Genomic DNA, 19,066 nt, shown 5'->3' with positions numbered 1-19,066 from the left:
CGCGCCCCCTACAGCTTGCGGAAGTCCCAGGAGACCACCGCGTCCGGGGTGAGGCGGATCCACGCGTGGCGCCCGTCGTGCGGCATCTCGGCGACGCCGAAGTTCTTGGCCGGGAAGATCCGCTCCACCTCCACCAGCTCCGGGCACGGCTCGCCCGTGCGCGGGGCCTCGCCGACGAAGACGGCGCGCCCCGACAACTCGACCCCGCGCAGCTCGTCGTACGCCTCGCCCGCGTCCACGACCACCGAGATCCGCGGGTTCCGGCGCAGGTCGGACCAGCGGCGGCTGCGCGTGATCGAGTACAGCCACAGCGAGGTGCCGTCCCAGGCGAACCACAGGGCGCCCACGTGCGGGCCGCCGTCCGGCGAGACGGTCGCCACCCGGCAGGTGCGCTGTTCCCGCAGGAAGGCGTCGACCTCCTCGTTCGTCATCATGATGCGGCGGCCCCGCCGCTGGGTCGCGCGTGTGCTCTCCGTCCGTTCCATCCGTACCGCACCCACCCTTCACATCTGACTGTGTGTCAGGAATCATGCGGGCTCGTCGGCCGCCACGCCAGGGGGAGCCATGACCCGACCCGATCCCGCCGGAGGAACCGGCCCCGCCACCCGACCCGATCCCGCCACCCGACCCGATCCCGCCACCACCGCGCTGCTCACCGTCGAGTGCCAGAACGGCGTCGTCGGCGAGGAGAGCGCGCTGCCCGAACTGGCCGAGGAGGCCCGGGACTCCGGGATGCTGGAGCGGGTCGCCGCGCTGGTCGACGCCGCCCACACGGCGGGCGTCCAGGTGCTGCACGCCGTCGCCGAACGGCGCCCCGACGGCCGCGGGGCCAGTGCCAACGCCCGGCTGTTCCGTGCCGCGGGCCGGCTCCCGGTGCGCCAGCTGTCCGGGAGTCCGGCCGTGCGGATCGCGCCGCCCATCCGGGTCGCCGAGGAGGACCTGGTGGTACGCCGCCTGCACGGCCTCTCGCCGATGGCGGGAACCGAGGTGGACGCCCTGCTGCGCAACCTCGGCGTCCGCACCCTCGTCGTCGCCGGCGTCTCGTCCAACATCGCGATCCCGAACACCGTCTTCGACGCCGTCAACCTCGGCTACCGGGTCGTGGTCCCCGCCGACGCCATTGCCGGGGTGCCCGCCGCCTACACCGCGGAGGTGGTCCGCCACTCGCTCTCCCTGGTCGCCGAGCTGACCACCACCGCCGCGCTCGTATATGCGTGGTCTCCCGCGGGCTGACCGCCGTAACCTGGGCGGATGCTGTCCGAAGTGATCGCGACCCGCTACGTCACGCCCCTGCGTGAGGGCGGCTCGCTGCCGGGGATCGTCGAGGCCGACGACCTCGGAACCTACGTCATGAAGTTCACCGGAGCCGGCCAGGGCCGCAAGACCCTGGTCGCCGAGGTCATCTGCGGCCGCCTCGCCCAGCGGCTGGGACTGCGGGTGCCCCGCCTGGTGCAGATGCAACTCGATCCCGTCATCGGGCTCGCCGAGCCGGACCAGGAGGTGCAGGAGCTGCTCAAGGCCAGCGGCGGCCTCAACCTCGGGATGGACTACCTGCCCGGGTCGCTCGGATTCGACCCGCTCGCCTACCAGGTCGATCCGGTCGAAGCCGGCCGCGTGGTCTGGTTCGACGCCCTCGTCAACAACGTCGACCGGTCCTGGCGCAACCCGAACATGCTGGTCTGGCACGGGAAGCTGTGGCTCATCGACCACGGCGCCACCATGATCTGGCACCACAACTGGCCCACCGCGCAGAGCGCCGCGGCCAAGCCCTACAACGCCTCCGACCACGCCCTGGCCCCCACCGGCCCGGACCTCGCGGCGGCCGCCGCCGAGCTCGCGCCCCTGGTGACCGAGGAACTGCTGACCGAGGTGGCCGCCGACGTCCCCGACGAGTGGCTGGTCGACGAGCCCGGCTTCGACTCGCCCGGCGCGGTGCGACGCGCCTACGTGGCGGCCCTGCTGCCGCGCGCGGCCACGATCCACGAGAGGATCTCCATGGAGCCGCAGGTGAAGGCGGAGCAGAAGCCGCCGGGCTGGCTGACCGACCACCTCACCGAGTGGCCCCACAAGACCGGGAACAAGCAGAAGAGCGGCGACGAGTGACCGAGCGGGACGTGTTCGAGTACGCGCTGGTGCGCGTGGTGCCCCGGGTGGAGCGCGGGGAGTGCTTCAACGCCGGGGTGATCGTCTATTGCCGGGCGCGCTCTTACGTCGCCGCGCGCACCCATCTCGACGAGGCGAAGCTCCTCGCGTTGGACCCGGAGGCCGACGTGACCGGCGTGCGGGCCGCACTGCGCGGGGTCGAGGGCGTGTGCAGCGGCGGTGAGCGGGCCGGCCAGGCGGCGGGCGACGACCCGGGCCGCCGGTTCCGCTGGCTGATCGCGCCGCGCAGCACGGTCGTGCAGCCGGGACCGGTGCACACCGGGCTGACGCTCGACCCGGAAGCCGAAGTGGAACGGCTGCTCGACCTGTTGGTGCGCTGATCCGTGCGACCTCGCAGCCCCGGGCCCGGCGCCGTTGACACCGGGTGCCGGGGCTCCTAGCGTCTCCTCAGTCGAAGCTACTAAGCGGTTGCTCACCCCTGGGTGGCCGCCAAGAGGATTCCAAGGGCGAGGAGATCCAGCATGTCCACCACCGAGCAGCGCGTCGCCGTCGTGACCGGGGCGGCCCGGGGCATCGGCGCGGCCACCGCCGTGCGCCTGGCCGCCGAGGGCCGGGCGGTCGCCGTACTCGACCTCGACGAGGCGGCCTGCAAGGACACCGTCGAGGCCATCACGCGGGCCGGCGGCAAGGCCCTGGCGGTCGGCTGCGACGTCTCGGACGCGGCGCAGGTGGAGGCGGCCGTCGAGCGCGTCGCGAGCGAGCTGGGCGCCCCGACCATCCTGGTCAACAACGCCGGTGTGCTGCGCGACAACCTGCTGTTCAAGATGAGCGACAGCGACTGGGACACCGTCATGAACGTGCACCTGCGCGGCGCGTTCCTGATGTCGAGGGCGTGTCAGAAGTACATGGTGGACGCCGCGTTCGGCCGCATCGTCAACCTCTCGAGCAGCTCGGCCCTCGGCAACCGCGGCCAGCTCAACTACTCCGCCGCCAAGGCGGGGTTGCAGGGCTTCACCAAGACCCTGGCCATCGAGCTCGGCAAGTTCGGGGTCACCGCCAACGCCGTCGCCCCCGGCTTCATCGCCACCGAGATGACCGCCCAGACCGCGGCCCGCGTCGGCATGGGCTTCGAGGACTTCCAGGCCGCCGCGGCCACCCAGATCCCCGTCCAGCGCGTCGGCAACCCGGACGACATCGCCAACGCGATCGCGTTCTTCACGGGCGACGCCGCGGGCTTCGTCTCGGGCCAGGTCCTGTACGTGGCCGGCGGCCCGCTCAACTGACGAGAGGCAGGCCACAGCCATGGCGTACGAAGGAACGGACAGCGGCAAGGTCGCGCTGATCACCGGCGCCAGCCGGGGCATCGGCTACGGCATCGCCGAGGCGCTGGTGGCCCGGGGTGACCGGGTGTGCATCACGGGCCGCAACGAGGAGGCCCTCAAGGAGGCCGTCGAGCGGCTCGGTGCGGACCGGGTGATCGGGGTCGCCGGCAAGGCGCACGACGAGGGCCACCAGGCCGTCGCCGTCGAGCGCGCGATGGAGGCCTTCGGGCGGGTCGACTTCCTGATCAACAACGCGGGGACCAACCCGGTCTTCGGCCCGATCGCGGACCTGGACCTGAACGTCGCCCGCAAGGTCTTCGAGACCAACGTGATCTCCGCGCTCGGCTTCGCCCAGCGCACCTGGCACGCCTGGCAGAAGGACAACGGCGGCGCGATCGTGAACATCGCCTCGATCGCCGGAGTCTCCGCCTCGCCCTTCATCGGCGCGTACGGGATGAGCAAGGCCGCCATGGTCAACCTCACCCTGCAGCTCGCGCACGAGATGGCGCCGGGGGTCCGGGTCAACGCGATCGCACCCGCGGTGGTCAAGACCAGGTTCGCGCAGGCGCTCTACGAGGGTCGGGAGGCGGAGGCCGCCGCGGCCTACCCGCTCGGGCGCCTGGGCGACCCGGCGGACATCGGCGGAGCTGCGGCATTTCTTACGTCTGCGCAAGCGGAATGGATCACCGGTCAAACTCTGGTCGTTGACGGAGGAATGTTCCTCAATGCCGGAGTCCACTGATCGATAACCGGACGTATTTGCCTCCCGATGGGAGGCAAATACGTACCGAACATGTGCGAAATCGGTCAAGTGTCACACCAAACCTACCCATTGGATTTGTGACGCACTGCGCTAGGGTTTGCCGCACCCCTGGCAGATCGAGGAGCGTGCACGTGTCCAACCGGACCAGAAGCCTGCAGATCACTGCGGCCCTTGCGTCCATATCCCTGCTCGCCGGATGCGGCATGCTTTCCGACGACAGCAAAGACGCCGAGAAGAGAATCGTCGTCGGCACGACGAGCGCCCCGAGCACCCTCGATCCCGCCGCCGCATGGGACGGCTCCTGGGAGCTGTACCGCAACGTCTACCAGACCCTGCTGGCGTTCCCCACGGGCTCCTCCAAGCCCCAGCCGGACGCCGCCCAGAACTGCGAGTTCACCGACTCCGGGAACGAGTCGTACCGCTGCACCCTGCGCAAGGGCCTGAAGTTCTCCAACGGCGAGGTGCTCGACGCCAAGGCCGTCAAGTACTCCCTCGACCGGATCCGGACCATCGGATCCAAGGTCGGCCCCAAGGACCTCTTCGGCAGCCTCGACAAGATCGAGACCCCCGACGCGCAGACCGTCGTCTTCCACCTGAAGACGCCCGACGCGACCTTCCCCTTCGTCCTCGGCTCGCCCGCCGCCTCGCTGGTCGCGCCCAAGGACTACCCGGCGGACAAGGTGCGCGAGGACGGCAAGGTCACCGGCTCCGGCCCGTACCTGCTCGAGTCCTACAAGGAGGGCAGCGAGGCCGTACTCGGCAAGAACGCCGGCTACACCGGCTTCGCGAACGTCCGCAACGACGCCGTCACCATCCGCTACTTCGCGGACGCCGCCCAGATGGTCACCGCGCTGAAGAACAAGGAGGTCGACGCCACCTACCGAGGACTGTCGGCCTCGCAGATCAAGGAACTGCAGAGCCCCGACGCCCACGGGAACGGCGTCCAGGTCGTCGAGAACGTCGGCGCCGAGATCCGCTACCTGGTGTTCAACCCCCAGGACCCCAACGTCAACAAGCTCCCGGTGCGCCAGGCGATCGCCCAGGTCATCGACCGCGGGTCGATCGTCTCCAAGGTCTACCAGGGCACCGCCGAGCCGCTGTACTCGATGGTCCCCAAGGGCGTCGTGGGCCACAAGACGCCCTTCTACGACAAGTACGGCCAGGCCGACATCGCCAAGGCCAAGAAGATCCTCAAGGACGCCGGGATCAACCAGCCGGTCGAGCTGACCTTCTGGTACACCACCGACCGCTACGGCGCCTCCACGGCCGACGAGTTCACCGAGATCAAGCGCCAGCTGGACGAGAGCGGACTCTTCAAGGTCACCCTGCGCAGCCAGCCCTGGAAGACCTTCCAGGAGGGCTACAAGAACGGCCAGTACCCGGTCTTCGGCCGAGGCTGGTTCCCCGACTTCCCGGACCCGGACAACTTCATCGCGCCGTTCGTCGGCAAGGAGAACGCGGTCGGTACCCCGTACGAGCCCGCCGAGATCCTCACCGACCTGCTGCCCAAGTCCCGCCGGGAGAGCGACCGCGCCGCCGGCGTCCAGCAGTTCGAGCAGGCGCAGAAGATCTTCGCCGACGACGTCCGGCTGCTGCCGCTCTGGCAGGGCAAGCTGTACGTCGCCGCGCGCGAGGACATCGCGGGCGCCGAGCGGGCGCTGGACCCGCAGACCGTCTTCCAGATGTGGGAGCTGTACCGCAAGACCAGCTGGTAGTGGCTGCGCCGGGGTCTTCGGACCCCGGCGGGTGCGGCGATGTCAGTGGGCACCGGTAGGTTCTGGAGCTGTCGCACCACGCAGTTGCGCAGACTTGTACTACCGGAGGTTGTCGCCGTGACCCAGATGCTGCCCGAGTCCTGGCTCCCCGTCCTCGGCGGGGAGCTGGACCAGCCCTACTTCAAGGAGCTCACCGAGTTCGTCGAGAAGGAGCGGGCGAACGGGCCGGTCTACCCGCCCCACGAGCAGGTCTTCGCGGCCCTGGAGGCCACCCCCTTCGAGAAGGTGAAGGTCCTCGTCCTCGGCCAGGACCCCTACCACGGCGCCGGCCAGGGCCACGGCCTGTGCTTCTCCGTCCGGCCGGGCGTCAAGACGCCGCCGTCGCTGCGCAACATCTACAAGGAGATGCACGAGGAGCTCGGCACCCCCATCCCGGACAACGGCTACCTGATGCCGTGGGCCGAGCAGGGCGTCCTGCTGCTCAACGCGGTGCTCACCGTCCGCGAGGCCGAGCCCAACTCGCACAAGGGCAAGGGCTGGGAGAAGTTCACGGACGCGGTGATCCGCGCGGTGGCCGACCGCCCGGACCCGGCCGTCTTCGTGCTGTGGGGCGCGTACGCGCAGAAGAAGCTCCCGCTGATCGACGAGGAGCGGCACGTAGTCGTCAAGGGCGCCCACCCATCCCCGCTGTCGGCCAAGAAGTTCTTCGGCTCCCGGCCCTTCACGCAGATCAACGAGGCCGTGGCCGAGCAGGGCCATGAGCCGATCGACTGGCGGATCCCGGACCTGGGCTGAGCGCCGACCGCGCCTCGGCGGCGCGGGCGGTACCTCCGGCTAGCGTCGTGACGATCAGACCGAACCAGGTCTGGCAGACCCAGCCGGAGGCCGCGGTGACCGAGCAGCAGGAGGCGTCGGAGGACGCCGTCATGACCCGGATCGGCCAGGCGGTCATCCTGCTGCACGCCGGGGACCGCGAGGAGGCCCGCAACCGGCTCCGCGATCTGTGGACCGAGCTCGGCGAGGACGGCGCCGGCCTGCACCGGTGCACGCTCGCCCACTACATGGCCGACGCCCAGGACGACCCCGCCGACGAGCTGGCCTGGGACCTGCGTGCCCTGACCGCCGCCTGCGGGCCGCGGCACGGGCCGCAGGTCGAGCCGGGGGAGTCGGGGGAGCCGGGGAAGGGGCGGCGGGAAGAACCGGAGGCGGAGCCCGCGGAGGGGCCGGCGGGCCGGCCCCGGGGCGGGCCCGGGAGCCGACCGCGTACGCCGGACGAGCCGGATCCGGCCGTGCGGGTGCTCTACCCCTCCCTGCACCTGAGCCTGGCCGCCGACTACCTCAAGCTGCAGCGGCCCGAGGAGGCGCGGATCCACCTGGCCCGCGCCTGGGCCGCCGCGGGCGTGCTCCCGGACGACGGGTACGGGTACGGCGACGGCGTACGGGCCGCGCTGGCGCGCCTGGAGCGGCTGCTGGCCGGGGAGCCGGGCCGGGGACCCCGCCCGTTCCCGGAGCAGCACGCCTGACGGCCGACGGGCCCGGGTCGCTCTCGGGAACGTCCCCGGGAAGCCTCCGGGAAGCCCCGGGGGTGTGCGGCGGACCGGGCGCCTCCCCTTCCGGCCGCCGCGGGCGGCGGAAGCGTCAGCCGCCGTGGACGCCCTCGCAGATCCGGGCCTCCGGGCTGTCCGGGGACCAGCGGCCGTGCTTGCGGCCCATCGCGCACACGTCCGAGGGCCGCACGGGCAGCTTCTCCGCCAGCCCGCGGGCCACCCCGGCCTTCGGATCCAGCGGATCGGGGCGGTTCGCCTTGCTCCCGGGGGCCGGTTCCACGGCCCCCCGCGGCTCGGGGATGTCCGGGACCGGCGGCACGCCCTTCGCGGCCGGCCCGGCGGCCGCCCCCACCGCTGCTGCCGCTCCCGCCGAGGCCCCAGCGGCCGGGCTGCGGCCGGCGGGGGCCGAGGCCGTCGGCCGCACGGACTGCTCCGGCAGCACCTCGAGCGCCTCCAGGGCGGGTGCCTGGACCTCCACCGGAGCAGCTCCCGGGCCCCCGCGCGGCTCGTGCTGCGGCGGGGCGCCCGCGGTTCCGGGAGCGCCCGCCGGCTGCGTCGGGGCGGGGGACACACTCACACAGCCGGACACCGCCGAGACGGCGCAGGCGACGGAGAGCAGCAGCTTCGTCGTGGTTCGGGTTGGGTGCACCCGCGCAACTCTGCTGTGCGAGGACCCCGTTGCGGAAACCGGGAGCCGATATTCACTCCGCACGGGTGACGCCGCGTCCCCCGGACACCCTCGCCCCCGCCCCCGCCCGGACCGGCGTCAGTCGCCGGTGGCCCCGTCTATCTGCTCGCGCAGCAGGTCCGCATGGCCGTTGTGGCGGGCGTACTCCTCGATCATGTGCGTGTAGACCCAGCGCAGGCTGAACACCTCGCCCCGGTGGTGGCTCTCCGGCTTCGACACCAGGTCCAGCGAACGGCTCGCCGCGGCCTCCCGGGCCCGCTCCACCTCGGTCCGCCACACCTGCTCCGCCTCGGCGAAGGTGTCCTGCGCGGTGAAGTGGAAGTCGCCGTCCCGGTCTTCCCGGGTGACGTACAGGTCGGGCAGGTCCTCGCCCAGCATGATCTCCCGGAACCAGTACCGCTCCACCTCGGCCATGTGCCGTACGAGGCCCAACAGGCTCAGCTCGGAGGGCGGCAGCGGCATGCGGCGCAGCTCCTCCTCCCCGAGGCCCTCGCACTTCCAGGCGAGGGTGGCGCGGTGGTAGTCCAGCCAGCCGTCCAGCATCGCCCGCTCGTCGGCGGAGGTGGAGGGTTCGGTGCGGCGTGATCCCGAAGTCATCGTCATGGCCGCCATCCTCGGGCCAACCGGACCGTCTCCACCAGGGATTAAGCTGCGGGGGTTGGGGACCGCCGGCGAGCGGCCGCGCACGAGGAACCACCTGGAGGTCCGCGGTGAAGGTCGGCGTCATCGGACTGGGCGACATCGCCCAGAAGGCGTACCTGCCCGTCCTCTCGGCCCGCCCCGGCCTGGAACTGCACCTGCAGACCCGTACCCCCGCCACCCTGGAGCGGATCGGGGAGAGCCACCACGTCCCGGCGGAGCGCCGCCACACCGACCTCGACGCGCTGCTGGCCCAGGGCCTCGGCGCGGCGTTCGTGCACGCCCCGACCGACGTCCACCCCGAGATCGTCACACGGCTGCTCCAGGCCGGCGTGCCGACGTACGTGGACAAGCCGCTGGCCTACGAGCTCGCCGACTCGCGGCGCCTGGTGGAGCTCGCCGAGGAGCGCGGGGTCCCGCTGGCCGTGGGCTTCAACCGCCGACACGCGCCCGGCTACGCCCAGTGCGTCGAGCACCCGCGCGACCTGATCGTCCTGCAGAAGAACCGGGTGGGGCTGCCCGAGGACCCGCGGACCCTCGTCCTCGACGACTTCATCCACGTCGTGGACACCCTGCGTTTCCTGCTGCCCGGCGAGAGCGACCACATCGACGTCCGGGCCCGGATGCACGGCGGGCTGATGGACCAGGTCGTGCTCCAGATGTCCGGGCCCGGCTTCACCGCGCTCGGGATCATGAACCGGCGGTCCGGCTCGGCCGAGGAGATCCTCGAAGTGTCGGGGCAGGACTCCAAGCGGCAGGTCGTCAACCTCGCCGAGATCGTCGACCACCGCGGTCAGCCGACCGTGCGCCGCCGTGGGGACTGGGTGCCGGTGGCCCGCCAGCGCGGCATCGAGCAGGCCGTCGACGCGTTCCTGGAGGCCGTCGCGGCCGGGAAGACGGTCAGCGCCCGGGACGCCCTGCTGACCCACGAGCTGTGCGAGCGGGTGGTGCTGGCCGCTCTGGAGCAGGCTTCTTGAGCCGCAGCGCACGGGTCCCCTCGACGGTGCAGTACACCGCCAGCAGCGCGAGGGCGACGCCCACCGGCCAGTCGCCGAAGCGGACGTAGGGCGTCGTGCCGCGGGCGAGCGGGACCTCGTACACCTGCGCCGTGCTCGCCGAGACGGGCAGTTGCGGGCCGGTCCGCCCGCCGTCCGGCCCGTACACGGAGCTGATGCCGGTCAGGGTGGCGTGCACCACCGGGCGGCCGGTCTCCGCGGCGCGCAGCGCGCCGAGCGAGGCGTGCTGCGCCGGGGCCCAGCTGCCCTGGAAGGTGGAGGTGGCCGACTGGGCGACGAGCAGGCCGGCCCCGTCGCGGACGAGGTGGCGGCTCATGTCCGGGAAGGCCGACTCGAAGCAGACCAGCGGGCCGATCCGCACCGCGGCCGGTCCGCCCGGCAGGTCCATCAGCACGGGGGCCGCGCCGCGGCGCCGGTCCTCGCCCGCGGCCCTGCCGACCGCGGTGGCCCAGCCGAGCAGGGAGCGGGCCGGGACGTACTCGCCGAAGGGGACCAGGCGCATCTTGTCGTACCGGTCGCCCGTCGGGCCGTGCGGGCCGACGAGTACGGAACTCTTGAAGATGCCGTCCCCGCCGCCCCCGCCCCCGGCCTGGCGTTCCCGTGCGGCGGCGGCCGGGCGCGGGGCCGCCGGCTGCCGGGCGTCGACGTTCACTAGCACCGGGGCCCCGACCTCCGCGGACAGCGCGGCCAGCCGCCGGGACAGGTCCGGGCGGGCCGCGAGGTCCGCGCCGACGCTGCTCTCCCCCCAGACCACCAGGTCCACCGGCCGGCCGGCCAGCGTCCGGGTCAGCCGCTCCCCGGCGGCGAAGCGCCGCTCCGCGCTGTCGGGGCCGTCCGCGACCAGGCCCGGCTGGACGACGGCCACCCGCAGCGGGCCCGAGCCCCCCGAGCCCTCGGCCCGCGGCAGCCACAGCCACACCGCCCCCGTGAGCACCGCGCACCCCGCCACTCCGGCCACGGCCGGCACCCGGGCCCGGGGCACCGCGATCAGCAGCACCACCGCGCAGTTCACCGCCACCACCAGCAGGCTCACCAGCCACACCCCGCCCACCGAAGCGAGCCGCAGCACCGGCGGCACCTGCCACTGGCTCGCCCCCAGCAGCCCCCACGGCCCGCCCAGCCCCTGCCAGGACCGGGCCAGCTCCGACACCAGCCAGCCCGCGGGGACGAGCACCAGGGCGGCGGCTGCCCGGCCCGGTCCCGGGGTGCCGCCGAGGAGCTCGCGCACCAGCAGCGCCCAGGGGACCCAGAGCAGGCCCAGCAGGGCCGCGAGCGGCAGCAGGAACACGTGCAGGCTGGGCAGCAGCCAGTGGTGGACGGCCACGATGAACCCCGCGCCGCCCAGCCAGCCCTCCCAGGCCGCCCGCCGCCCGGTCGGCGCCGACCTCAGCAGCAGCATCCAGGGCACGAGGGCGACGTACGCCCACCACCACAGTGCGGGGGCGGGGAAGGCGAGGCACGGCAGTGCCCCGGCGGCGGCCGCGGCGGCCGCGCGCCAGTGCCGGGTACGCCTCGGGACCGTGACCACCCTCGGGACCGTGACCATGCGCGCCTCCGCTTCCAGTGTGGGACAGGGCCGTATCGGCCGCTCAGGCGGAGAGGTGGCGCCACTTCTCCTGGACGGTGACCCGGGTCAGCCGCCAGCCGTCGCGGGTCGTGCGGGCCAGGGCGAAGGTGTAGCGGCCGGCGGCGGCGAAGTTCGGGGCGGTCACCGGCCCGCCGGCGCCGCTGCCGTCGAGCCGCATCGGATTGACGAAGTCGGCCCGGACCTCGGCCCGGTCGGCGGCCCAGCCGCCGCCTTCGCCCAGCTGGACGAGCCGGTTGACGATCAGGTGCTGGCGGACCGGGAACAGCTGCATGGCCTCCGCGAGCCAGTCGGCCACCTCCTCGGCCGGGCCCTCGATCCCGCCCGCCGAGCGGTAGTCGGCGCGCCCGCCGGGCGCGAAGAGCGCGCGGTACGCCGCCCAGTCACCGTCGTCGACGGCTCTCGCGTACCCCGTGACCACCTCGTCGATCGCCAGCCGGTCCATGACCGAGGCGAGATCCACACGCTGCGTCATCGGGTCAGTCTGCGGGCGGCGGGCGACCAGGCCAAGGGGCGTGCGCCGGCCAGTCCGGCCGGGCTGCGGTCAGTGGCCGGAATGCGGCTCCCGCTGCGCGACCACGACCAGGAACGCGTCACTGGCCAGGTCCATCACCACCTCTGCGGGCACGCCCTCGCGCGTCCGCTGGGCGGCGTACTCCTCGGCGGGCCAGCTTCCCCTCGGGCTACCCGCCGGGAACCGCTCCAGCACCACTCGTCCCATGGGGCACCCCCTGCTGCTCGGCTTCGGGACTCCGACACTCTCCGGGCACAACGACGCGAAGGCCGCCCGGGAACGTTCCCGGGCGGCCTGGCGGTTCACGCGAAACGGTGAGCGGGGCGGTGCGCTACCCCGCCGACTCGGCGGCGTGCGGGCTCAGCACGCCCATGCCGACGAGGACGAAGAGCAGGATGCCCAGCAGGATGCGGTAGATCACGAAGGGCATGAAGCTCTTGGTGGTGATGAACTTCATGAACCAGGCGATGACGGCGTAGCCCACGGCGAAGGCGATGACCGTCGCGAAGATCGTCTGGCCCCAGGAGACGGGACCCTCCCCGATGTGCTTCAACTCCAGCCCGCCGGAGGCCAGGACGGCCGGGATGGCGAGGAGGAAGGAGTAGCGGGCGGCGGCCTCGCGGGTGAAGCCCATCAGCAGACCGCCGGAGATCGTCGCGCCGGACCGGGAGACGCCCGGGACCAGCGCCATCGCCTGGCACAGACCGAAGATCAGGCCGTCCCTGACGCCCAGCTCCCGCAGCGTCTTGCGCTCGCGGACCGCGCGGTGCCGGCCGCCCTCTTCGTCCCGGGCCGCCAGTCGGTCCGCGAAACCGAGGACGACGCCCATGACGATCAGGGTGGTGGCGGTCAGCCGAAGGTCGCGGAAGGGGCCCTCGATCTGGTCCTTGAACAGCAGGCCCAGCACGCCGATCGGGATCGAGCCGACGATCACCAGCCAGCCCATCTTGGCGTCCTGATCCCCGCGCAGCGACTTCGTGTACAGCGAGCGGAACCAGGTGGAGACGATCTTCGCGATGTCCTTGCGGAAGTAGATCAGCACGGCGGCCTCGGTGCCGATCTGGGTGATCGCCGTAAAGGCCGCGCCCGGGTCCTCCCAGCCGGCGAATGCCGCGGTCAGCCGGAGATGGGCGCTGGAGGAGATCGGGAGGAACTCCGTAAGCCCCTGGACGAGACCGAGGATTAGGGATTCGAACCAGCTCATGTCGGGGTGCGTTCGTCCTTGTGATCGTCGGGAAGTTCGGGTCCGATGCTAGGGCCCGTGGGAAGCGGCTCCGACCACAGGGGGGTGCTGGTGCAGGGCGCCCGGTGCCGCGGGCCGCGCCGGGCGCGCGAGCCGGTGCCGTTTGCGCCATCCGACGACGGCGGCCGCCAGCAGGGACGCGGCGATGAAGCCGAACGAGACGAGGAAGGCGGGCGAGCCCGGCGACGAGGCGCTGGCGCCGGCGACGACGTACGCCGCGGTGTTCGGCACGACGCCGAGGCCTGTGGCGGCCAGGAACGGCAGCCAGCCGCAGCGGGACACCGCGGCACAGTAGTTGGCGGCTGCGAACGGAAGCCCGGGGAAGATCCGGACCGCCAGCATCGAGCGGAAGCCGTGCCGGGCCAGCTGGTCGTCGGCCGCCAGCAGCCAGCGCCCGCGCAGCAGCGGGCGCAGTGCGTCCCGGCCCATGGCCCGGCCCAGGCCGAAGGAGATCCCGGCGCCCAGGACCGAGCCGGCCACCGCGGCGGCCAGGCCGAACGGGATGCCGAACAAGGCGCCTGCGGCCAGATTGAGCAGCGGCCGCGGTACGAGGGCCGCCGTGCCCAGACCGTACGCGCCTGCGAACAACAGCGCCGCAACCCCCACCGGCAGCCCCGGGGGCCACCCCTCCGACAGGATGCGCTGGGGCTCGAACAGCAGCACGCACGCGCCGGACGTGAGCAGCAGCACGACGAGCAGCGACAGCCGCGTCCACGGCGCCAGGAGGAGGGACATCCGGGGAGACTATCCGACCTATGCGGCGCCCCGCCGTAATCCAGGCCTCATGCGGAGGAACGACCGGCTTCCGCCGCGAGCCCCGCGCAGTGCTCCGGGAGCGCGGGCCTTCCTCCCGCACGGAGCCCGGCCGTACCGGAATTCAACGAAAGTTCATTCGAAGGAAATTCGTTGGACGGGGACGCTGCCGGTCCGGCACGATCGGCCGCATGTCCCGGCACGCCTCCACCGCAGCGCCGTCCGCAGTCGCGGACGCGCCGAAGGCTGCCGTCCTGCTCTTCGAGGCACTCGCCTTCGCCGCGTTCGACGGCGCACGACGCTGACCCTTCCCGGACAGTCCGGCGGACCCCACAGGGGGAGGGTCGGCTCGGCCCCGGGGGTCCCGTTCCGGCTTCGGCCGGTCGCAGCAGTGCCTGTACACGGGAAGGGACATCATGGCCAAGACGGCCTTCGTGCGTACCAAGCCGCACCTCAACATCGGCACCATGGGTCACGTCGACCACGGCAAGACCACCCTCACCGCCGCCATCACCAAGGTCCTCGCCAGGCGCGGCGGCGCGTCCTTCGTGCCGTTCGACCGCATCGACCGGGCCCCGGAGGAGGCCCGGCGCGGCATCACCATCAACCTCGCGCACGTCGAGTACGAGACCGACACCCGGCACTACGCCCACGTCGACATGCCCGGGCACGCCGACTACGTCAAGAACATGGTCACCGGCGCCGCCCAGCTCGACGGGGCGATCCTCGTCGTCTCCGCACTCGACGGGGTCATGCCGCAAACCGCCGAGCACGTGCTCCTCGCCCGGCAGGTCGGCGTCGACCACATCGTCGTCGCCCTGAACAAGGCCGACGCAGGGGACCCCGACCTGACCGACCTGGTCGAGCTGGAGGTCCGCGAGCTGCTCACCGCCCACGGCTACGGCGGGGACGGCGCGCCGGTCGTACGGGTCTCCGGGCTCGGGGCCCTGGAGGGCGACCCGCGCTGGACCGGGGCGATCGAGGCGCTGCTGGACGCCGTGGACACCTACGTGCCGATGCCGGTGCGGTACACGGACGCGCCGTTCCTGCTGCCGGTGGAGAACGTGCTGACCATCACCGGGCGCGGGACCGTCGTCACCGGATCCGTCGAGCGCGGGCGCGTCCGCCCGGGCGACCGCGTGAGCGTCCTCGGCGGCGACGGCGAGCCGGTGGAGACCGTCGTGACCGGCCTGGAGACCTTCGGCAAGCCCATGGAGTCCGCCGAGGCCGGGGACAACGTGGCGCTGCTGCTGCGTGGGGTGCCGCGCGACGGGGTGCGTCGCGGGCAGGTGGTCGCCGCGCCCGGCAGCGTGGAGCCGAGGCGGCGCTTCACGGCGCAGGTGTACGTGCTCTCCGGGCGGGAGGGCGGCCGCACCACCCCGCTGTCGACGGGGTACCGGCCGCAGTTCTACATCCGCACCGCCGACGTGGTGGGGGACGTGGACCTGGGCGCGGCCGCGGTGGCCCGGCCCGGGGAGACGGTCACGATGACCGTCGAGCTCGGCCGGGACGTGCCCTTGGAGGCGGGGCTCGGCTTCGCGATCCGCGAGGGCGGGCGCACGGTCGGCGCGGGGACGGTGACGACCGTCCTCGGCTGAGGCGCCCCGGCGTGGTGGCGGCGGTCCGGGTACGCCAGACTGCCGTCACCACTGGGCGTGACACGAGGAGGAGCGGCGGCATGGGCGGCGGCGGGACGGCACTGGTGCTCGGCGGCGGGGGGCTGACCGGCATCGGCTGGGAGTCCGGGATCCTGTACGGGCTCGCGCAGGCGGGCGTCGACCTCTTCGGCGCCGACCTCGTCGTCGGCACCTCCGCGGGCTCGCTCGTCGGAGCCCAGCTGGCCTCGGGCCTGCTCACCCCGCGCGAACTGTACGAGCGCCAGCTCGTCGACCCCGCGGGGGAGGCCGTGGCCCGGTTCGGCAGCGGGCTCGTCGCCCGGTACGCGCTGGCCATGCTCCGCTCGCGCGACGCGGAGGAGTACCGCAGGCGCGTCGGGGCGACGGCCCTGGCCGCCGACACCGGCGAGGAGGCGGAGCGGCGCAAGGTGATCGCGGCCCGGCTGGTCTCCCACGCATGGCCGGCCGGGCGCCGGCTCCTGGTCACCGCGGTCGACGCGCTCAGCGGGCAGCTCGCGGCCTTCGACCGGGAGAGCGGCGCCGGGCTGGTCGACGCCGTCTCGGCGAGCTGCGCGGTGCCCGGAGTGTGGCCGCCGGTGACGGTGGGGGAGCGCCGATACATCGACGGCGGGATCCGCTCCGCGGCCAACGCGGACCTGGCCGTCGGCTGTGACCGGGTGGTGATCCTCGCACCGATGACCCTCGGCTCCGGGCACGTCCCCGCGCCGGCCGCCCAGGCCGAGCACCTGCGGAAGGCGGGTGCCCGGGTGCTGCTGATCACACCGTCCGCCGAGGCCCGCAGGGCCTTCGGGCGCAACGTCCTGGATCCGGCGCGGCGGGCCCCGGCGGCGCGGGCCGGACTCGCCCAGGCGGCACGGCACGCCGCGGAGGCGGCCGCGGTCTGGGCGGGCTGACCCGGGGAGGGACGCCACGGGCCTGCGGGCGGGCCCTCGTACGGGCGTCCGGCACGGCTGCCGGACAATGGTGCGGTGAGCGAGGAACAGATCCCGGTGATCCGGGCCGTGGGCCAGGGCACCGCCAAGCTGATGCCGGACGTGGACCGGGACCGGGCCTGGCTGCTGACCGTCGACGGCGCCCCGCAGTCGTACGTGGACCTCGACGATCCGGAGCACCTGGAGTTCGAGTACGTACGCCGCCTCGCGCACGTCCTGGACTGTGCCGCGGAGCCCGGCACGGCCCTGGACCTGCTGCACCTCGGCGGCGGCGCGCTGACCCTGCCCCGGTACGCGGCGGCGACCCGGCCGGGTTCCCGGCAGACCGTCGTGGAGTTCGACGCGGAGCTGGTGGCCCTGGTCGAGGAGCACCTGCCGCTGCCGGCCGGCTCCGGGGTCACGGTGCACGCCGCCGACGCGAGGGCCTGGCTGGAGGGTGCGGACCCGACGGCCGCGGACGTGATCGTGGCCGACGTGTTCGGCGGCTCGCGGGTGCCGGCCCAGCTGACCTCCCTGGAGTACGCGCGGGAGGCGGCGCGGGTGCTGCGGCCGGGCGGGGTGTACGCGGCCAACCTGGCCGACGGGGCGCCGTTCGACTTCCTGCGGAGCCAGCTGGCCGGCTTCCGCGCGGTGTTCGGGCAGGTCGCGCTCGTCGCGGAGCCGGGCGTGCTGCGCGGGCGCCGGTTCGGCAACGCGGTGCTGCTCGCCGCGGACCGGGACCTCCCGCTGGACGCCGTGGCCCGGCGGTGCGCGGCGGACGCCTTCCCCGCGCGGGTGGTGGCCGGCCCCGAGCTGGATCGGTTCGTCCGGGGGGCCGCGCCGGTGGCCGACGCGGACGCCGCCGGCTCACCGGAGCCGCCGGGCGGGGCGTTCAGCCTCGGCTGAGCCCGCCTGCCTGCCCGCCTGCTCGCCTGCCCGCCTGCCCGCGGGCGGCAGGCGCCGGGCGGTGCCGCGGGCCCGGTCCCCGGTGGCGTGGTCGCCGACTGCCGCGGAGGACGGGGCGGGGGATAACCCCCACCCCGGACCATTCACGCCCCGGTACGGTAATCCGAACCGATTACCGCACCGGGGCGTGGGGTCGTGCGGGAGCGGGGCTCACCCGATGCGGGGTCGCCCCGCCGGATCAGCCGCTGGTGCCGGTGCCGTGCAGCCGCACCGAGCTGAGCACCTTGTCCATGGTCTCCTGCGGGATCTCACCGGGAACGCCCACGGCGCTGAAGAGGATCCAGCTGGAGAAGTCGCCGTTGGCGGTCTTGAAGCTGAACGCGATGGACTTGCCGTCGCGGGAGCACTTGTTCTCCTTGGGCACGCCGGTCGCGGTGCCGGTCGCCATGTGGCCCTTGAGCCCGGAAGAGGTGGTGTACTCCTTCGGCTCGGAGACCTTGACGGTGCCCTTCGGCGCCTTCTGCGCGAACGCGGCGAACGCCCAGTTGCCGGCCTCGTTCTTCACGGCCTCGGCGGTGTCCTTGGCGCCCTGGCCGCCCTTGGTGCCGCTGCCGGCCAGCTCGGTCTTCTCCTCACGACCGTCCTTGTTCGAGTCGATCGAGCACCAGTCCTCCTTGAAGAAGGCCGGGGCGGAGAAGCTGACGATCGGCTTGCCGTCGTTCTTCACGTCGTCCGTGAAGCTGGCGATGACGCCCGGGCTCAGGACGTTCCAGTCCGGCGGCACGTCGAAGGCGGTGCCGTACTTCGGGTTGACGACGACCTTCCAGCCCGGGATCACGGGCTGGACGTCGCCGCCTGCGCGCGGGTTCTCGCCGGGCGAGGACGCCGCGGGCGACTGGGGCGCCGCGGACGAGGCGGCCGGCGGGTTGTCGTCGGCCACGTCCTTCGTGTCGTCGTCCCGGGTCAGGACGAACGCGCCCATCGCGGCGCCCGCGACGACGACCGCGGACGCGGCGACGATGGCGATCGTCTTGGTGGAGAGCCCGCCGCCACCGCCGTTCGGCGGCGCCGGAACGGCCTGTTGGGGCTGGGGCCACGGCTGGGCCGGCGCCTGGTAGCCCGCCTGCGGGTACCCGTAACCGGGCTGCTGCTGGTACGGGTTCGGCTGTCCCGGCTGCCCCGGCGGCTGCTGGTACGGATTGTGTTGCGCGTCCTGAGGGTTCTGCTGTCCCCCGGGCGGCTGCTGCTGTCCTGGCCACATGGCCGGTAACGATAGTGGGAGTGGCCGACAGGAGCCACGGCCGCCCCCCTGGCAGGGTCTGGTCAAGGGCATCTACTCGTGGGTAACATCGCGTCCCATGAGCGCAGACCAGATGAATGTGGGCGAACTGCTCGCCGCGACCGTGCCGATGGCCCGGACCCTGAACCTCGAGTTCCTGGAGACCACCCCCGAGCGCGCGGTCGTCCGCCTGCCGGACCAGCCCGACTACCACAACCACGTGGGCGGTCCGCACGCCGGCGCCATGTTCACCCTCGCCGAGTCCGCCAGCGGTGCGATAGTCCTGGCCGCCTTCGGTGACCAGCTCTCGCGCGCCGTGCCGCTCGCCGTGAAGGCCGAGATCGCCTACAAGAAGCTCGCCAAGGGCGTCGTGACGGCCACCGCCACCCTCGGCCGCCCGGCCGCCGAGATCGTCGCCGAGCTCGACGCGGGCGGCCGGCCCGAG

The 19,066-nt window shown here is 73.1% G+C and carries 22 protein-coding genes; 13 read left to right on the top strand and 9 right to left on the bottom strand.

The window, feature by feature from the left end; genetic code table 11:
- Positions 1-8 precede the first annotated feature (8 nt).
- Complete coding sequence (locus ACFVGY_RS29080; RefSeq protein ID WP_385682552.1) at positions 9-485, bottom strand: pyridoxamine 5'-phosphate oxidase family protein; 477 nt, start codon at positions 483-485, stop codon at positions 9-11.
- A gap of 79 nt (positions 486-564) precedes the next feature.
- Between ACFVGY_RS29080 and ACFVGY_RS29075 the strand changes: the two genes are divergently transcribed.
- The 8 genes from ACFVGY_RS29075 (at position 565) to ACFVGY_RS29040 (ending at position 7,426) form a co-directional block, all read left to right on the top strand.
- Positions 565-1,233, top strand: a complete 669-nt coding sequence (locus ACFVGY_RS29075) for a cysteine hydrolase (RefSeq protein ID WP_385682550.1) — start codon at positions 565-567, stop codon at positions 1,231-1,233.
- Between the two features lie 18 nt (positions 1,234-1,251).
- Positions 1,252-2,103: a HipA family kinase gene (locus ACFVGY_RS29070; protein ID WP_385682547.1), complete on the top strand. Its 852-nt coding sequence runs from the start codon at positions 1,252-1,254 to the stop codon at positions 2,101-2,103.
- On the top strand, positions 2,100-2,483 hold the full coding sequence (locus tag ACFVGY_RS29065) for a DUF3037 domain-containing protein (RefSeq protein ID WP_385682544.1): 384 nt from the start codon (positions 2,100-2,102) through the stop codon (positions 2,481-2,483). Before ACFVGY_RS29070 ends, ACFVGY_RS29065 begins: the two co-directional genes overlap by 4 nt.
- Before the next feature lie 141 nt (positions 2,484-2,624).
- Positions 2,625-3,386, top strand: coding sequence for a 3-oxoacyl-ACP reductase FabG (gene fabG / locus ACFVGY_RS29060; RefSeq protein ID WP_385682542.1), 762 nt, complete (start codon positions 2,625-2,627; stop codon positions 3,384-3,386).
- A 19-nt stretch (positions 3,387-3,405) separates the two neighbouring features.
- Positions 3,406-4,167 (top strand): SDR family oxidoreductase, encoded by a 762-nt coding sequence (locus tag ACFVGY_RS29055; RefSeq protein ID WP_385682539.1) that lies wholly within the window; start codon positions 3,406-3,408, stop codon positions 4,165-4,167.
- Between the two features lie 146 nt (positions 4,168-4,313).
- The gene (locus ACFVGY_RS29050; RefSeq protein WP_385682536.1) at positions 4,314-5,903 is read left to right on the top strand and encodes an ABC transporter substrate-binding protein; all 1,590 of its coding nucleotides are present in this window, start codon (positions 4,314-4,316) and stop codon (positions 5,901-5,903) included.
- Positions 5,904-6,029: 126 nt separating this feature from the next.
- A complete protein-coding gene (locus tag ACFVGY_RS29045) occupies positions 6,030-6,698 on the top strand; it encodes a uracil-DNA glycosylase (protein WP_385682643.1) in 669 nt (222 codons plus the stop codon).
- Between the two features lie 95 nt (positions 6,699-6,793).
- The gene (locus ACFVGY_RS29040) at positions 6,794-7,426 is read left to right on the top strand and encodes a hypothetical protein (RefSeq protein WP_385682640.1); all 633 of its coding nucleotides are present in this window, start codon (positions 6,794-6,796) and stop codon (positions 7,424-7,426) included.
- 115 nt (positions 7,427-7,541) lie between these two features.
- Here ACFVGY_RS29040 and ACFVGY_RS29035 read toward each other — a convergent pair whose 3' ends face one another.
- Positions 7,542-8,099: a hypothetical protein gene (locus tag ACFVGY_RS29035; protein ID WP_385682534.1), complete on the bottom strand. Its 558-nt coding sequence runs from the start codon at positions 8,097-8,099 to the stop codon at positions 7,542-7,544.
- A gap of 117 nt (positions 8,100-8,216) precedes the next feature.
- Positions 8,217-8,735, bottom strand: a complete 519-nt coding sequence (locus tag ACFVGY_RS29030; RefSeq protein WP_385682637.1) for a DinB family protein — start codon at positions 8,733-8,735, stop codon at positions 8,217-8,219.
- A gap of 113 nt (positions 8,736-8,848) precedes the next feature.
- Here ACFVGY_RS29030 and ACFVGY_RS29025 point away from each other — a divergent pair, with 113 nt between their 5' ends.
- Entirely contained in the window at positions 8,849-9,754 is a 906-nt protein-coding gene (locus tag ACFVGY_RS29025) for a Gfo/Idh/MocA family protein (protein WP_385682531.1), read from the top strand.
- Here the strand turns inward: ACFVGY_RS29025 and lnt are convergent.
- The 5 genes from lnt to ACFVGY_RS29000 all read right to left on the bottom strand — a co-directional run bounded on the left by lnt (position 9,678) and on the right by ACFVGY_RS29000 (position 13,870).
- The gene (lnt, locus tag ACFVGY_RS29020) at positions 9,678-11,339 is read right to left on the bottom strand and encodes an apolipoprotein N-acyltransferase (protein WP_385682528.1); all 1,662 of its coding nucleotides are present in this window, start codon (positions 11,337-11,339) and stop codon (positions 9,678-9,680) included. The two genes, ACFVGY_RS29025 and lnt, sit on opposite strands and share 77 nt — an antisense overlap.
- A gap of 43 nt (positions 11,340-11,382) precedes the next feature.
- Positions 11,383-11,853: a nuclear transport factor 2 family protein gene (locus tag ACFVGY_RS29015; RefSeq protein WP_385682526.1), complete on the bottom strand. Its 471-nt coding sequence runs from the start codon at positions 11,851-11,853 to the stop codon at positions 11,383-11,385.
- Between the two features lie 69 nt (positions 11,854-11,922).
- Positions 11,923-12,099: a hypothetical protein gene (locus ACFVGY_RS29010; RefSeq protein WP_385682523.1), complete on the bottom strand. Its 177-nt coding sequence runs from the start codon at positions 12,097-12,099 to the stop codon at positions 11,923-11,925.
- Between the two features lie 124 nt (positions 12,100-12,223).
- Positions 12,224-13,096: an undecaprenyl-diphosphate phosphatase gene (locus ACFVGY_RS29005; RefSeq protein ID WP_385682520.1), complete on the bottom strand. Its 873-nt coding sequence runs from the start codon at positions 13,094-13,096 to the stop codon at positions 12,224-12,226.
- A gap of 48 nt (positions 13,097-13,144) precedes the next feature.
- On the bottom strand, positions 13,145-13,870 hold the full coding sequence (locus ACFVGY_RS29000; RefSeq protein WP_385682517.1) for a TVP38/TMEM64 family protein: 726 nt from the start codon (positions 13,868-13,870) through the stop codon (positions 13,145-13,147).
- A gap of 434 nt (positions 13,871-14,304) precedes the next feature.
- On the opposite strand from ACFVGY_RS29000, the gene tuf reads away from it, so the two are divergent.
- The 3 genes from tuf (at position 14,305) to ACFVGY_RS28985 (ending at position 17,342) form a co-directional block, all read left to right on the top strand.
- Positions 14,305-15,486: an elongation factor Tu gene (gene tuf, locus ACFVGY_RS28995; RefSeq protein ID WP_385682515.1), complete on the top strand. Its 1,182-nt coding sequence runs from the start codon at positions 14,305-14,307 to the stop codon at positions 15,484-15,486.
- 80 nt (positions 15,487-15,566) lie between these two features.
- On the top strand, positions 15,567-16,418 hold the full coding sequence (locus ACFVGY_RS28990; protein ID WP_385682512.1) for a patatin-like phospholipase family protein: 852 nt from the start codon (positions 15,567-15,569) through the stop codon (positions 16,416-16,418).
- 132 nt (positions 16,419-16,550) lie between these two features.
- Positions 16,551-17,342 carry a spermidine synthase gene (locus ACFVGY_RS28985; protein ID WP_385682634.1) on the top strand — a complete coding sequence of 264 codons (792 nt, stop codon included), beginning with the start codon at positions 16,551-16,553 and terminating at the stop codon, positions 17,340-17,342.
- Between the two features lie 238 nt (positions 17,343-17,580).
- Here ACFVGY_RS28985 and ACFVGY_RS28980 read toward each other — a convergent pair whose 3' ends face one another.
- Complete coding sequence (locus ACFVGY_RS28980) at positions 17,581-18,603, bottom strand: hypothetical protein (protein ID WP_385682509.1); 1,023 nt, start codon at positions 18,601-18,603, stop codon at positions 17,581-17,583.
- Between the two features lie 97 nt (positions 18,604-18,700).
- Here ACFVGY_RS28980 and ACFVGY_RS28975 point away from each other — a divergent pair.
- On the top strand, positions 18,701-19,066 hold a 366-nt coding region (locus ACFVGY_RS28975), incomplete at its 3' end, for a DUF4442 domain-containing protein (protein WP_385682507.1).

Source organism: Streptomyces sp. NPDC127106 (assembly GCF_042677605.1).
Taxonomy (GTDB): domain Bacteria; phylum Actinomycetota; class Actinomycetes; order Streptomycetales; family Streptomycetaceae; genus Streptomyces.
The sequence above is the reverse complement of the archived record's forward strand: the minus strand, read 5'-3'. Positions and strand labels throughout refer to the sequence as shown.